Origin of the sequence: Rhodococcus mengyinensis (assembly GCF_048381435.1) — a bacterium.
In the GTDB taxonomy this organism is placed as follows: domain Bacteria; phylum Actinomycetota; class Actinomycetes; order Mycobacteriales; family Mycobacteriaceae; genus Rhodococcus_F; species Rhodococcus_F opacus_D.
The window spans coordinates 227,556-241,253 of record NZ_JBLWIT010000161.1; the positions used below are offsets into that span (position 1 = coordinate 227,556).

Consider the following 13,698-nt stretch of genomic DNA (forward strand, 5'->3'; position numbering starts at 1 on the left):
GCCGCACCGGGTGCCGCCCCTGTCGGTACCCGGCGCTAACGTGGATCCAGTGGCAAGTGAGAGTGCGTCCGGTTCGGTGATCGAACGGGAGCAGACGCTGGAGCAGGATCAGGCACGGCCGGGTTGGATTCGACGGCTGAGCGGTGAGTGCTGGGCGCACCGCCGTGTCGCACTCGGCGCCCTGTCCGTGACGGTCGTCGCCGCCGGGATCGACATCTCGTTCCCCCTCCTCACCAAGTACGCGGTCGATGCCGCGGGCTCGGGTAGCGCCACTCAGGTGATCGGCATCGCCGCCCTGCTCATCGCACTGCTCGCGTGCGTCCGCTTCGGCTGCCAGTACGGCCGCCGGATGCTCGCAGGCAAGCTGTCGCTCGACGTCCAGCACGATCTGCGGCTGGGCCTGCTGGGCGCGCTGCAACGCCTCGACGGGCGGGGGCAGGATCAGATCCGCACCGGACAGGTGGTCTCGCGGTCCATCACCGACCTCCAGCTGGTGCAGGGCCTGCTCGCCATGGTCCCGTTGTCGGCGGGCGCGTTGCTCCAATTCGTCCTCGCGCTCGGCATCATGGCCTGGCTGTCACCGCTGCTGACCGTCGTCGCGCTGGTGATCGTCCCCGCCGTGTGCCTCGTCGTCTACGTAATGCGCCCGAAACTGTTCGCGGCCACCTGGTCGGCGCAGCAACGGGCAGCCGACCTCGCGCAGCACGTCGAGGAGACCGTCACCGGCGTCCGCGTCGTCAAGGGGTTCGGCCAGGAGCGCCGGGCCGTCGACCAACTCGAAGACCACAGCCGGACGCTGTACGCCGAACGCCTGCGAGCCGCCCGGATCAATGCGCGCTTCGCTCCGACGATGGCGGCACTGCCCCAGCTCGGTCTCGTCGGCGTCATCGCGGTCGGCGGCTACCTCGCCCTGCACGGTTCCATCACGATCGGCACGTTCCTCGCCTTCGCCACATACGTCGCCACGATGACCGCCGTCACCCGCACGCTGTCGTCGGTCGTGATCATGGCCCAGCTGTCCCGGGCCGCCGTCGAGCGCGTATACGAGGTGATCGACGCCGAACCGGAGGTCGCGGATCCGCCGCACCCCACCGCACTGCCCGGCGGACCGCTGGGTGTGGACCTGCGGGCGGTCACGTTCGGATTCGAACCGGATCGGCACATCCTCCGCGGACTCGACCTGCGCATCGCGCCCGGCGAGACGGTCGCGGTGGTCGGTATGGCCGGCTCCGGCAAGACCGCCCTGTCGCTGCTGCTCCCCCGCTACTACGCACCATCCGCGGGTTCCGTGTCCCTCACGTCGGCGGGCGAGTCGTTCGACGTCTCGCAGCTGAGCGCCGAGCAGTTGCGCGAAGCCGTCGGCCTCGTGTTCGACGAGCCGTTCCTCTTCTCCGACACCATCGCGGCCAACATCGCCCTCGGCAGGCCCGACGCCAGCGCCGAGGAGATCCGCGCCGCCGCCGACATGGCCGCCGCCGACGAGTTCGTCTCCGCGTTGCCGGACGGGTACGACACCGTGGTCGGCGAACGCGGTCTCACCCTCTCCGGCGGGCAGCGGCAGCGGATCGCGCTGGCACGCGCCCTCCTCACCGACCCGAGGGTGCTGATCCTCGACGACGCGACCTCCGCCGTCGACGCCACCACCGAGGCGTCGATCTTCGCGGCGCTGCGGGCGAATCGCGGGCGGACAGCGCTGATCCTGGCGCATCGCCGTTCGACCCTGTCGCTCGCCGACCGCGTCGCCGTGCTCGACGGCGGACGGATCATCGATTCCGGCACGGTGGCCGAACTCGACGAACGGTGCCCGCTCTTCCGCGCACTGTTCGCCTCCCCCGACAACGCGGGCCCCATCGACGTCAGCCTCCCCGCCCCGAGCGAGCCGATGCCGTATCAGCGCATGCCGTCCGAGACCGAGTTGTGGCCGGAGGACGTCGAGGAGTGGGACGTGCCCGGCTCGTCCGCCTCGTCCGGCCGCACCCCGGCGTCTGGCGCGGGCCCCGGCGGCGGCCGCACCGCCGGCGGACCGATGGCGGGAGCGCTGGGCAACGTGGCCGCGACCCCGGAACTTCGGCAGGCCGTGAACGCGCTTCCGCCCGCCGTCGAGAGCCCGGGCATCGACACCCGGAACCTGCGCCTGCCCGAGCCCGACTTCCGGCTGTCGCGGATCCTGCGGCCGGTCCGTGCCCTGCTCGTCGCCGTCGTCGTCTGCCTCGCGCTCGACTCGCTCGCGGGGATCGCGTTCCCGTCGATCGTCCGGTTCGCGATCGACCGCGGTGTCGTCCCGCAGGACTCCGCGACCCTCTGGACGGCGGCCGGGGTGGGCGTCGCCCTCGTGGTCGCCGGCTGGCTCGTCGTCGCGCTGATGACGGTCCTCACCGCCCGGGCGGGGGAACGTGTGCTGTTCGGGCTGCGGGTGCGCAGCTACGCCCACCTGCAGCGGCTCGGGCTCGACTACTACGAGCGCGAACTGTCCGGCCGCATCATGACCCGGATGACCACCGACGTCGACGCGCTGTCGTCGTTCATCCAGACCGGGATGTCCACCGCCGTGGTGAGCGTCCTGACCGTCCTCGGCATCTCCGTCGCCCTCGTCGCCACCGACGTCACGCTCGCGCTGGTGGCGCTCGCCGTCATCCCGCCGCTCGTCGTCGCGACGCTGATCTTCCGCCGGATCTCCTCGGTGGCGTACACGGTCTCGCGTGAGCGGATCTCGCTCGTCAACGCCGACTTCCAGGAGAACATCGCCGGGCTCCGCGCGGCCCAGGCGTACCGCCGCGAAGGGTTCGCCGCCCGCCGGTTCGCGGAGCGGGCCGACAGTTACCGGCGCAGCCGGATGCGGTCGCAGCGGGCGATCTCGCTGTACTTCCCGTTCATCGCGTTCCTCTCGGATCTCGCCATGGCCGCCGTGGTGTTCGTCGGCGCGCGGCAGGTCGCGGCAGGCGACACGACGACCGGAACACTCGTCGCCTTCGTGCTGTACCTCGGGCTGCTGTTCGGGCCCATCCAGCAGCTGTCACAGGTGTTCGACGGGTACCAGCAGGCCAGTGTCGGTCTGCTCCGGATCGGGGACCTGCTCCGCACTCCCAGTTCCATCGAGCGGGCGACGTCACGGGAGAACCTCCAGCCGATCGACGGGCACCTGCGCGGCGAGCTGTGCCTGCGCGACGTCGGGTTCCGATACCAGGGCGCCGACAGCGACGCCCTGACCGGCATCGACCTGCACATCCCCGCCGGCACCACCGTCGCCCTGGTCGGCCGGACCGGTGCGGGCAAGTCGACCATCGTGAAACTGCTCGCCCGCTTCTACGACCCGACGTCCGGCGCGGTGCTCGTCGACGACGTGGACCTCCGCCGGTACCCGCTCGGCGCGTACCGCGGGCGCCTCGGCGTCGTCCCCCAGGAGGCGCACCTGTTCACCGGGACCGTTGCGACCAACATCGCGTACGGCCGCCCGGATGCGAGCCGCGAGGAGATCGAGGACGCTGCCCGCGCGGTCGGAGCGCTGGGCACGATCGCCGGATTGCGGGGTGGGATGCATCACCCCATCGGCGAGCGCGGGCAGGGACTGTCAGCGGGCCAGCGCCAGCTGATCGCGCTCGCCCGGGCCGAGCTGGTCGACCCCGATCTGCTGCTGCTCGACGAAGCGACCGCGACGCTCGATCCGGCCACCGAGCAGGTAGTTCTCGAGGCGAGCAGCCGTGTGACCCGGACCCGGACGTCGGTGGTGGTGGCCCACCGACTGGCCACCGCGGCCCGGGCAGATGTGATCCTCGTCATCGACAAGGGACGGGTGGTCGAGACCGGATCGCACGCCACTCTGCGCTATGCCGGTGGCCACTATTCGGGACTGTGGGATGCGGCGGAGACCGGGTCGGGGAATAATCGCGGGGCGAGAACCGTCATCGATGGTGACCCCATCGGTTGGCCGTGAGACAGCTCACACGTGCGGGCCTGGCGATTTACACGTCACACGCGAGGGCTAGTCTCATGTATATAGGCGCTCTGATCGGGTACCGAAATAGAAACGAGGCGAACACCTGCCGTGAGCAGCAGCTCTACATCCCAGTTCGGACAGAACCAGTGGTTGGTTGACGAGATGTACCAGCGTTTCCAGGACGATCCGTCGTCCGTGGACGCGAGTTGGCACGAATTCCTGACGGATTACTCTCCCGACGCCGCCGCCAAGGCAGGCGCAGCCAACGGACACGGCACGAACGGCACCACCACCGCCGCACCTGCTGCCGCTCCCTCCGCCAAGGCGTCGACTCCCCCGGTTCCCGAGTCCGAGACCGCACCCAAGCCTCAGACCAAGACGGCCAACGGCGCCGCGCCCAAGACTGCACCCAACGGTGCAGCTCCGAAGGCTGCTGCCCCGAAGACCGAGGCCCCCAAGAAGGCCGCACCCGCGAAGGAGACCGCGGCGAAGGACGCGAAGGCGTCCGCTCCCGCTCCTGCGGTAGAAGAGTCGAAGGTTCTCCGCGGCGCAGCTGCTGCCGTCGCCAAGAACATGTCGGCCTCGCTGGCCATTCCGACCGCCACCAGCGTTCGCGCCATCCCTGCGAAGCTGATGTTCGACAACCGGATCGTCATCAACAACCACCTCGCCCGTACCCGCGGCGGCAAGATCTCGTTCACGCACCTGCTGGGTTACGCGATCGTGCAGGCGGTCAAGGCGTTCCCGAACATGAACCGGCACTTCGCCGAGATCGACGGCAAGCCCAACGCGGTCACCCCCGCACACACCAACCTCGGTCTGGCCATCGACCTGCCGGGCAAGGACGGCAGCCGGTCCCTCGTCGTCGCCGCGATCAAGAACACCGACACCCACAACTTCACGCAGTTCTACAGCGCCTACGAGGACATCGTCCGGCGCGCGCGTGACGGCAAGCTCACCGCCGAGGACTTCTCGGGTGTCACGATCTCGCTGACCAACCCCGGCGGCATCGGCACCGTGCACTCCGTGCCGCGTCTGATGAACGGCCAGGGCGCCATCATCGGTGCCGGCGCGATGGAGTACCCCGCCGAGTTCCAGGGCGCGAGCGACGAGCGTCTCGCCGAGATCGGCGTCGGCAAGCTCATGACGCTGACCTCGACGTACGACCACCGCATCATCCAGGGTGCCGAGTCCGGCGACTTCCTCCGGACCATCCACAACCTGCTGATCAGCGACGAGTTCTACGACGAGATCTTCCACGCGCTGCACATCCCGTACGAGCCGGTCCGCTGGCGCAAGGACGTGCCCGAAGGCGCCGTCGACAAGAACACCCGTGTTCTCGAGCTGATCGCCGCGTACCGCAACCGTGGCCACCTGATGGCCGATACGGATCCGCTGCAGTTCGTCAAGGACAAGTTCCGCAGCCACCCGGACCTGGACGTCCGCACGCACGACCTGACCCTGTGGGATCTCGACCGCGAGTTCAAGGTCGGCGGCTTCCACGGCCAGGAGAAGATGAAGCTGCGCGACGTGCTCAGCGTGCTGCGCGACGCGTACTGCCGCCACGTCGGTGTCGAGTACACGCACATCCTGGAGCCGGAGCAGCAGCAGTGGCTGCAGGACCGGGTCGAGGCGCACCACGTCAAGCCCACGGTCGCTCAGCAGAAGTACATCCTGAGCAAGCTCAACGCCGCCGAGGCGTTCGAGACGTTCCTGCAGACCAAGTACGTCGGGCAGAAGCGCTTCTCCCTCGAGGGCGCCGAGTCCGTCATCCCCATGATGGACGCCGTCATCGACCAGGCCGCCGAGCACCAACTCGACGAGGTCGTCATCGGCATGCCGCACCGTGGTCGCCTCAACGTTCTCGCGAACATCGTCGGCAAGCCGTACTCGAAGATCTTCACGGAGTTCGAGGGCAACATGAACCCGGCGGCCGCGCACGGCTCCGGCGACGTGAAGTACCACCTCGGCGCCGAGGGCACGTACATCCAGATGTTCGGCGACAACGACATCACGGTGTCGCTGACGGCCAACCCGTCGCACCTCGAGGCGGTCGACCCGGTCCTCGAGGGCCTGGTCCGCGCGAAGCAGGACATCCTCGACAAGGGTGAGGACGGCTTCACCGTCCTGCCGCTCATGTTGCACGGCGACGCCGCGTTCGCCGGTCAGGGTGTCGTGGCCGAGACGTTGAACCTGGCACTGCTGCGCGGGTACCGCACCGGCGGCACCGTGCACATCGTGGTCAACAACCAGGTCGGTTTCACCACCGCCCCGGAGTACTCGCGTTCGTCCGAGTACTGCACCGATGTCGCGAAGATGATCGGCGCGCCGATCTTCCACGTGAACGGCGACGACCCCGAGGCCTGCGTCTGGGTCGCTCAGCTCGCTGTCGACTTCCGGGAGAAGTTCCAGAAGGACGTCGTCATCGACATGATCTGCTACCGCCGTCGCGGTCACAACGAGGGCGACGACCCGTCGATGACGCAGCCGGCGATGTACGACGTGATCGACACCAAGCGCAGCGTGCGTAAGAGCTACACCGAATCCCTGATCGGCCGCGGCGACATCTCGCTGAAGGAAGCCGAAGACGCACTCCGCGACTACCAGGGCCAGCTGGAACGGGTGTTCAACGAGGTTCGCGAACTCGAGAAGTACACGCCGGAGCCCAGTGAGTCGGTCGAGCTCGACCAGGTGCTGCCCACGAAGTTGAAGACGTCCGTCGACGAGTCGGTGCTCGAGCGGATCGGCGACGCGTTCGTCAACGTGCCCGAGGGCTTCACCGTGCACCCGCGCGTCAAGCCGGTCATCGAGAAGCGCCGCGAAATGTCCCGCGAGGGCAAGATCGACTGGGCGTTCGCCGAGCTGCTCGCATTCGGTTCGCTGGTCGACCAGGGCAAGATGGTTCGCCTGTCCGGCCAGGATTCCAAGCGCGGCACGTTCACGCAGCGTCACTCGGTCCTCATCGACCGCAAGACGGGCGCCGAGTACACCCCGCTGCAGAACCTGGGCAGCGAGAACCCCGGCAAGTTCCTCGTCTACGACTCCGCACTCAGCGAGTTCGCCGCCGTCGGCTTCGAGTACGGCTACTCCGTGGGCAACCCGGACGCGCTGGTGCTGTGGGAGGCGCAGTTCGGTGACTTCGTCAACGGCGCGCAGTCCATCATCGACGAGTTCATCTCGTCCGGTGAGGCCAAGTGGGGTCAGCTGTCCGACGTCGTGCTGCTGCTGCCGCACGGCCACGAAGGTCAGGGTCCCGACCACACGTCCGGTCGTATCGAGCGCTTCCTGCAGTTGTGCGCCGAGGGTTCGATGACCGTGGCGGTGCCGTCCACCCCGGCCAGCTACTTCCACCTGCTGCGTCGTCACTCGCTCGACGGAATCCGCCGCCCGCTGGTCGTCTTCACACCGAAGTCGATGCTGCGGAACAAGGCCGCGGTCTCCGACGTCGAGGACTTCACCACCGGCAAGTTCCGCTCGGTGTTCGAGGAGCCCACGTACGAGACGGGCGACGCCGAACGCGACAAGGTGCGTCGTGTCCTCCTCGTCAGCGGCAAACTGTACTGGGAGCTGCTGGCGAAGAAGCAGAAGGACAACCGCGAGGACATCGCGATCGTCCGCATCGAGCAGCTGTACCCGGTTCCGAGTCGTCGTCTCCGCGAGACGCTGGACCGCTACCCGAACGCCACCGAGTTCCGGTGGGTTCAGGAGGAGCCGGCCAACCAGGGTGCGTGGCCGTTCTTCGGTCTCGCTCTGCCCGAGTTGCTGCCCGACAAGCTGTCCGGGATCAAGCGCATCTCGCGTCGTTCGATGTCGGCACCGTCCTCGGGTTCGAGCAAGGTGCACGCTGTGGAACAGCAGGAGATCATCGACGAAGCGTTCAGCTGAGCGTTTGACTGATCTGCCACTGAGCCGGGTCGAGTTCACTCCACGGAGCGGATTCGACCCGGTTTCGTGGTATCTGGACCTGCCCTCGGTGGCGGAACTGTGCGACAACGGGCTGGCATTCGAGCGGCCGGTCACGGTGGTCGTGGGTGAGAACGGTGTCGGGAAGTCGACGCTGGTCGAGTCGATCGCCGCGGCCTGGCAGGGCGGGTTCCGCGGGGCGCAGGACCGGTTGTGGTCGGCGGGATCCAGCCCCGAGGACGCGGACCTCGGCACTCACCTCACGTGTGTCGGCGCGCGGCCGCAGCCGTACGGCGGGTGTTTCCTGCGTGCCGAGTCGATGCATTCGCTGTTCGGTGCGGCCGACGAGTCACGTCCCCGCGCGGACGATCTGTCGTTCAATCAGCTCTCGCACGGTCAGTCGTTCCTGCGGTACGTCGCCGACCGTCCGATCGGGGTGGGCCTGTGGATTCTGGACGAGCCGGAGGCCGCGCTGTCGTTCCAGTCCTGCCTGGCGCTGCTCGGGGTCATCTCGGATCTCGCCGAGGAGGGCTCGCAGGTGATCATGGCGACGCACTCTCCCCTCCTCGCCGCCGCGCCCGGCGCCGAGATCTGGGAACTCACCGACGAGGGCATCGACTACCCCGAGTGGAATCAGCTCGACCTCGTCCGCAACTGGCGGTCGTTCCTCGACGGACCCGACCGCTTCCTGCGGCATCTCTAGCCCGGCCGACCACTACCGCCCCGCCTCCGCCCGCGACCTCACGACCTGGACCGCGAGGGCGGTGACGGCGAGGAGTCCGCCGAGGGCGGCGAGGGTGAGCGCGTCGGGGTGGATCAGCGGCTGACCGCGGAACGCCTGCCACGTGAGCAGGGCGAGAAGCCCGGCGTAGGCGAGCGCCAGCACGGCCGTCACGGACGCTCGGGTTTTCTCGCTGCGGAGCCACGGAATCCGCGACGCGAGGACGCTCAGGACGAGGGCGCCGAGCAGCATCGCCTGCAGGCCGTGCAGTCCGACGAAGTGCGGGATGCGGAGGTCGCCGCCGGACGTGCTCCAGTTGGTGACCGGCAGTCCCGGATTCTCGTCGGTGACGCCGACGCTGTGCCGTGCGGCGAGTTCGACGACGCGGCCGCTCGCGTCGGTCGTGGTCTGCCGGCCCTGAAATCCCATGAGGTACCCGAGTGCCATGCCGGCCACCGCCAGGAACATGCCCGCATGGATGGCGCGGGTCAGGGGACGATCCCCCACGCGCTGGAACAGCAGTATCAGGGCGATCACGAGGTTCGCGACGAACAGTCCGGGGACACCGGTCATGAACACGTACTGGCCGATCGTGTTGACGGCGTCGTCGGACGTGTTGAAGTGGCTGAACGTTCCGCGCGCAGCCTGCACCGCGATGAATCCGACGTCGATGATGCCGGTCACGGCGAACACCGTCGCCATGGCCCGCGTCCATCGGCTGCCTCGGTGCGGGAGGGTCAGCATCCACGCCAGGGTGGCCCCGTAGAGCGCGAAGGAGACCGCGAACTTCAGCGGTTTGAGCCACACGGACACCCCGAGCACGGTCCGGTCGTCGACGAGGAGTCCGACGGCGCAGACGAGTGCGAGGGCGGTCATCGCGGCGACCATCACCGCCAGCGGCACCTGGCGGGACTCGACGATGCGGGAGCGGAGATCGAGGGTGGTCATGACGAGAACGCTAGGAACGTCGAATGCGTCGCCACGTCACGCCGGGGAATGAAACCGGTGTCACCCGCGGGTATTACGGGTGTACCCCGAGTACTAGGGGTGTCAGGTGGTGGTGGCCGACACCAGCGCGGCGGCGATCTCGGGTGCGGCGGCGATGGCGAGCGCGGGGAGGGCCTGGACGTTGAGTTCGATCAGTTCGTCGCGGGTCAGGTGTGGGTCGCGCAGCCAGGTGATCGTGACTTCCTCGACGTAGGCGATCCAGCCGCGGACGGCGAGTTCGACCGCCCGGGTGGGCTCGACACCGATCGCGGGCAGTTGTTCGAGGGTCCGTGCGGACATCACGGCCCGGGTCTCCTCGAAGACGGCACGCATGTCCGGGTCGCCACTCGCCGTTCCCCGCAGGAGCGACACGTACGTGCCACGGTTCTCGCTGACGTAGTCGACGTACGACGCGAGCACCGAGCGCAGGATCTGCATCGGATCCCGCGCTTCCCCGACGTACGGGTCGGGGGCGGTGCGGGCGAGCATCTCGCTGCTGGTGTGCCGGACGATCTCGAGGTGGAAGTCGTGCTTGGACGCGAAGTAGTGGAACAGGAGGCCGCGGGAGACACCCGCCTGATCGGCGATGTCCTCGACGGAGATCTGCTCGAGCGGGCGCTGCGCCAGCATCTTCGCACCGAGATCGATCAGTTGCGCGCGCCGTTGTTCGGGGTTGAGACGGGTCCGCTTCACGACGTCCATGAGACAAGACTACTGAATGAAGGTCAATAGGCTATTGACTGCCCCTCAATAGCGCCCTATGGTTTCTTACATGAGTCTCCCCGTCACAGATACTTCCGCCACCACCGCAGGTGTCCGGCACATCGACACGCTGATCATCGGCAGCGGGTTCGCCGGCCTCGGGGCGGCGATCAAGCTGACCCAGGCAGGCAAGACCGACTTCCTCGTGCTCGAACGCGGCACCGACGTCGGTGGTACCTGGCGAGACAACACGTACCCGGGTGCGGCGTGCGATGTTCCCTCACATCTGTACTCCTACTCGTTCGCACTGAACCCGGAGTGGACCCGGTCGTTCTCGACGCAGCCCGAGATCCAGAAGTACATCCAGTCGGTGGCCGACAAGTACAAGGTGCGCGACAAGCACCTCTTCGGCTGTGACGTGCAGTCCGCCCACTGGAACGAGTCGACCACACGCTGGGAGGTCACCACCACGAAGGGGAACTTCGTCGCGAAGGTCCTCGTCTCCGCGGTCGGCGCACTGTGCGAGCCGTCCCTCCCCGACATCAAGGGCATCGAAGGCTTCCAGGGCGAGATCTTCCACTCCGCCCGCTGGAACCACGACGCCGACCTGACGGGCAAGCGTGTCGCCGTCATCGGCACCGGCGCCTCGGCGATCCAGATCGTGCCCGCCATCGGCAAGAAGGTGTCGCACCTCGACGTGTACCAGCGCACGGCGCCGTGGATCCTGCCCCGCGCGGACCGCGAGTACACGAAGCTCGAGCACGCCGCGTTCAAGTACCTCCCCGGCTTCCAGAAGCTGTGCCGCACCGGCATCTACTGGATGCGCGAGAGCCAGGTCGTCGGACTCGCGAAGGCCCCGGTCTTCATGAAGCCGCTGCAGCTCGCGGCCGAGCGCCACCTGCGCCGCCAGATCAAGGACAAGGATCTGCGCAAGAAGGTCACGCCGAACTTCCAGATCGGCTGCAAGCGCATGCTGATCTCGAACAACTACTACCCCACCCTCGCGCAGGACAACGTCGACCTGGTGACCGACGGCATCGCCGAGGTCACGGCCGACTCGGTGGTCTCGAAGGACGGCACCGTCCGCGAAGTCGATGCCATCGTCGTCGCCACCGGCTTCCACGTCACCGACTCCCCCACGTTCGAGGGCATCTTCGGCAAGGACGGCCGCTCGCTCGCCGACGTCTTCGACGAGGGCGGCCAGCAGGGCTACAAGGGCGCGGCGATCGCGAACTTCCCCAACATGTTCTTCCTGGTGGGCCCGAACACGGGTCTGGGCCACACCTCGATGGTCTTCATGATCGAGTCGCAGCTCAACTACCTCGTCGACGCCCTTCAGACGCTCGACAAGTACGGCATCGGCAAGATCGAGGTCCGTCAGGACGCCCAGGACCGGTACAACGCCGAACTCCAGGAGAAGCTGTCGCACAGCGTCTGGAACAACGGTGGGTGCGCGAGCTGGTACCTCGACAAGCACGGCAACAACACCACGCTGTGGCCGGGCTTCACGTTCCAGTTCCGGAACGAGACGAAGCGCTTCGACCTCACCGCGTACGACAGCGTGGCCACCGCCGATCTGCCTGCACCCGTGCACGTGAACGGCAAGACCCCCGGCCCCGCCGCCATCCCCGCACAGATCGCCCTCGACGACGACAAGGTGACAGCACAGTGAGCGAGTTCGCAGGCAAGGTAATCGTGATCACCGGAGCCGGTTCCGGTATCGGCAGGGCGCTCGCCCTCAACCTGGCACGCCGGGGTGCCAGGTTGGCGATCTCGGACATGGACACGGTCGGGCTCGCCGAGACGGCACGCCAGGCCGAGGCGCTGGGCGCCGAGGTCAAGGCCGATCACCTGGACGTCACCCAGCGCGAAGCGGTGCTCGCGTACGCCGACGAGGTGCGGGCGCACTTCGGCAAGATCAACCAGGTGTACAACAACGCCGGCATCGCCTACCACGGTGAGTTCGAGAAGTCCGAGTTCAAGGACATCGAGAAGATCATGGACGTGGACTTCTGGGGAGTCGTCAACGGCACCAAGGCCTTCCTGCCGCATCTCATCGCGTCGGGCGACGGCCACGTCGTGAACGTCTCCAGCCTCTTCGGTCTGCTGTCCATGCCGGGTCAGAGCGCGTACAACTCGGCGAAGTTCGCGGTGCGCGGTTTCACCGAGTCGCTGCGCCAGGAGATGCTGATCGCCAAGCACCCCGTGAAGGTGACGTGTGTGCACCCCGGTGGCATCAAGACGGCCATTGCCCGCAACGCCACCGCGGGACCGGGTGAGGACCTCGACACGTTCGCGAAGTTCTTCGACCAGAAGCTTGCCCGCACCACGCCGGAGGCGGCTGCCGAGACCATCGTGAACGGAGTTCGCAAGAGCAAGCCGCGCGTCCTGATCGGCGCCGACGCCAAGTTCCTCGACGCCTGGGTGCGGCTCGTCGGACCGAGTTACCAGCGTGTGGTTGCCCTCGTCGCCGGACGAGTCCTCCCGAAGTCGAACTGAGGTACCGATGAGCTTCCACCTGCCGCTGCCGGTCGTCGCGACGGCCCTCCGGCCGTTCTACCGACTCAGCCTCAACGCCCGGCTTCCGTACACCGTGCAGCGGGCGCTCCTCGACCTCGGCGCTCCGTTGCAGCAGGTGCCCGCAGGTGCCGTCGTCCGCCCGACCTTGCTGGCCGGGCGGCCGGCGGAGCGAATCACGGTGGGACCCACCGAACGCCGGGGCGCGGTGCTCTACCTGCACGGCGGGGCGTACACGATCGGTTCGCTCGCCACGCACCGTTCGCTGGCCGCTCACATCGCCAGGGAATCCGGCAGCGTCGTCTACACCCTCGACTACCGCCTGGCCCCGGAGCATCCGTTCCCGGCCGGGCTCGAGGACGCGGTCGCGGCGTACATGGAGCTGAACACCGAACACGGTTACGAGACAGAGCAACTCGCCATCGCGGGCGATTCGGCGGGCGGTGGCCTCACGGTCGCCACGGCGCGCCGCCTGATCGACCGGCACGGTGTGACTCCGGCCGCGTTGGCGCTGATCGCTCCGTGGGTCGATCCCGGCAGGCGTGACACGTCCCGGGACCGGGATCTCGTGGTCAACACGGCGTGGTCGTTCGACGCCGCCGAGAAGTACCTGGGCAACGGGGACGCACACGATCCGGGTTACGCACCGCTGCACGGAAATCTGGCGGGACTGCCGCCGACGCTGATCCATGTCGGGGTGGACGAGGTGCTCTACCCGCAGATCATGGAATTCGTCGACAAGCTGAACGAGTCGGATGTGGACGTCACCCTCACCGAGTACGCCCGGCTGTGGCACGTCGCCCACCTACAGGCGTCCCTGGTCCGCGAGGCCGCGGATGCGGTCGCCGAACTCGGGGCGTTCCTGGGTTCACAGATGAGCGTCGAGCCACACCCGCGCCACGTCGGCTGAATCGGCACCACCGCGGACCTGGCC

At 67.8% G+C, this 13,698-nt stretch carries 8 protein-coding genes; 6 read left to right on the plus strand and 2 right to left on the minus strand.

Annotated elements, in window-relative coordinates; all coding sequences use genetic code 11:
* The first annotated feature begins 49 nt into the window (after nucleotides 1–49).
* The 3 genes from ACNJ7E_RS43430 (at nucleotide 50) to ACNJ7E_RS43440 (ending at nucleotide 8,540) form a co-directional block, all read left to right on the plus strand.
* Nucleotides 50–3,931: an ABC transporter ATP-binding protein gene (locus tag ACNJ7E_RS43430; protein WP_418342672.1), complete on the plus strand. Its 3,882-nt coding sequence runs from the start codon at nucleotides 50–52 to the stop codon at nucleotides 3,929–3,931.
* Nucleotides 3,932–4,042: 111 nt separating this feature from the next.
* Complete coding sequence (locus tag ACNJ7E_RS43435; protein ID WP_280783523.1) at nucleotides 4,043–7,819, plus strand: multifunctional oxoglutarate decarboxylase/oxoglutarate dehydrogenase thiamine pyrophosphate-binding subunit/dihydrolipoyllysine-residue succinyltransferase subunit; 3,777 nt, start codon at nucleotides 4,043–4,045, stop codon at nucleotides 7,817–7,819.
* A 4-nt stretch (nucleotides 7,820–7,823) separates the two neighbouring features.
* Nucleotides 7,824–8,540: an AAA family ATPase gene (locus ACNJ7E_RS43440; protein WP_280783522.1), complete on the plus strand. Its 717-nt coding sequence runs from the start codon at nucleotides 7,824–7,826 to the stop codon at nucleotides 8,538–8,540.
* A 12-nt stretch (nucleotides 8,541–8,552) separates the two neighbouring features.
* Here the strand turns inward: ACNJ7E_RS43440 and ACNJ7E_RS43445 are convergent, their stop codons facing one another.
* Both ACNJ7E_RS43445 and ACNJ7E_RS43450 read right to left on the minus strand, forming a co-directional pair.
* Nucleotides 8,553–9,506, minus strand: coding sequence for a hypothetical protein (locus tag ACNJ7E_RS43445; protein ID WP_280783521.1), 954 nt, complete (start codon nucleotides 9,504–9,506; stop codon nucleotides 8,553–8,555).
* 102 nt (nucleotides 9,507–9,608) lie between these two features.
* A complete protein-coding gene (locus ACNJ7E_RS43450) occupies nucleotides 9,609–10,247 on the minus strand; it encodes a TetR/AcrR family transcriptional regulator (protein ID WP_280783520.1) in 639 nt (212 codons plus the stop codon).
* A 70-nt stretch (nucleotides 10,248–10,317) separates the two neighbouring features.
* Between ACNJ7E_RS43450 and ACNJ7E_RS43455 the strand changes: the two genes are divergently transcribed.
* The 3 genes from ACNJ7E_RS43455 to ACNJ7E_RS43465 are packed head-to-tail and all read left to right on the plus strand — an operon-like array spanning nucleotide 10,318 to nucleotide 13,674.
* The gene (locus ACNJ7E_RS43455) at nucleotides 10,318–11,919 is read left to right on the plus strand and encodes a flavin-containing monooxygenase (RefSeq protein ID WP_280783519.1); all 1,602 of its coding nucleotides are present in this window, start codon (nucleotides 10,318–10,320) and stop codon (nucleotides 11,917–11,919) included.
* On the plus strand, nucleotides 11,916–12,746 hold the full coding sequence (locus ACNJ7E_RS43460; RefSeq protein ID WP_280783518.1) for an SDR family NAD(P)-dependent oxidoreductase: 831 nt from the start codon (nucleotides 11,916–11,918) through the stop codon (nucleotides 12,744–12,746). The genes ACNJ7E_RS43455 and ACNJ7E_RS43460 overlap by 4 nt, the downstream gene beginning before the upstream one ends.
* 7 nt (nucleotides 12,747–12,753) lie before the next feature.
* Nucleotides 12,754–13,674 carry an alpha/beta hydrolase gene (locus ACNJ7E_RS43465; protein ID WP_418342673.1) on the plus strand — a complete coding sequence of 307 codons (921 nt, stop codon included), beginning with the start codon at nucleotides 12,754–12,756 and terminating at the stop codon, nucleotides 13,672–13,674.
* The last annotated feature ends 24 nt before the right edge of the window (nucleotides 13,675–13,698 follow it).

Excerpts from the sequence above, each read along its gene's own strand:
- ACNJ7E_RS43445 (WP_280783521.1), bottom strand. The coding sequence starts at position 9,506 with ATGACCACCCTCGATCTCCGCTCCCGCATCGTCGAGTCCCGCCAGGTG.
- ACNJ7E_RS43450 (WP_280783520.1), bottom strand. The coding sequence starts at position 10,247 with ATGGACGTCGTGAAGCGGACCCGTCTCAACCCCGAACAACGGCGCGCG.
- ACNJ7E_RS43455 (WP_280783519.1), top strand. The coding sequence starts at position 10,318 with ATGAGTCTCCCCGTCACAGATACTTCCGCCACCACCGCAGGTGTCCGG.
- ACNJ7E_RS43465 (WP_418342673.1), top strand. The coding sequence starts at position 12,754 with ATGAGCTTCCACCTGCCGCTGCCGGTCGTCGCGACGGCCCTCCGGCCG.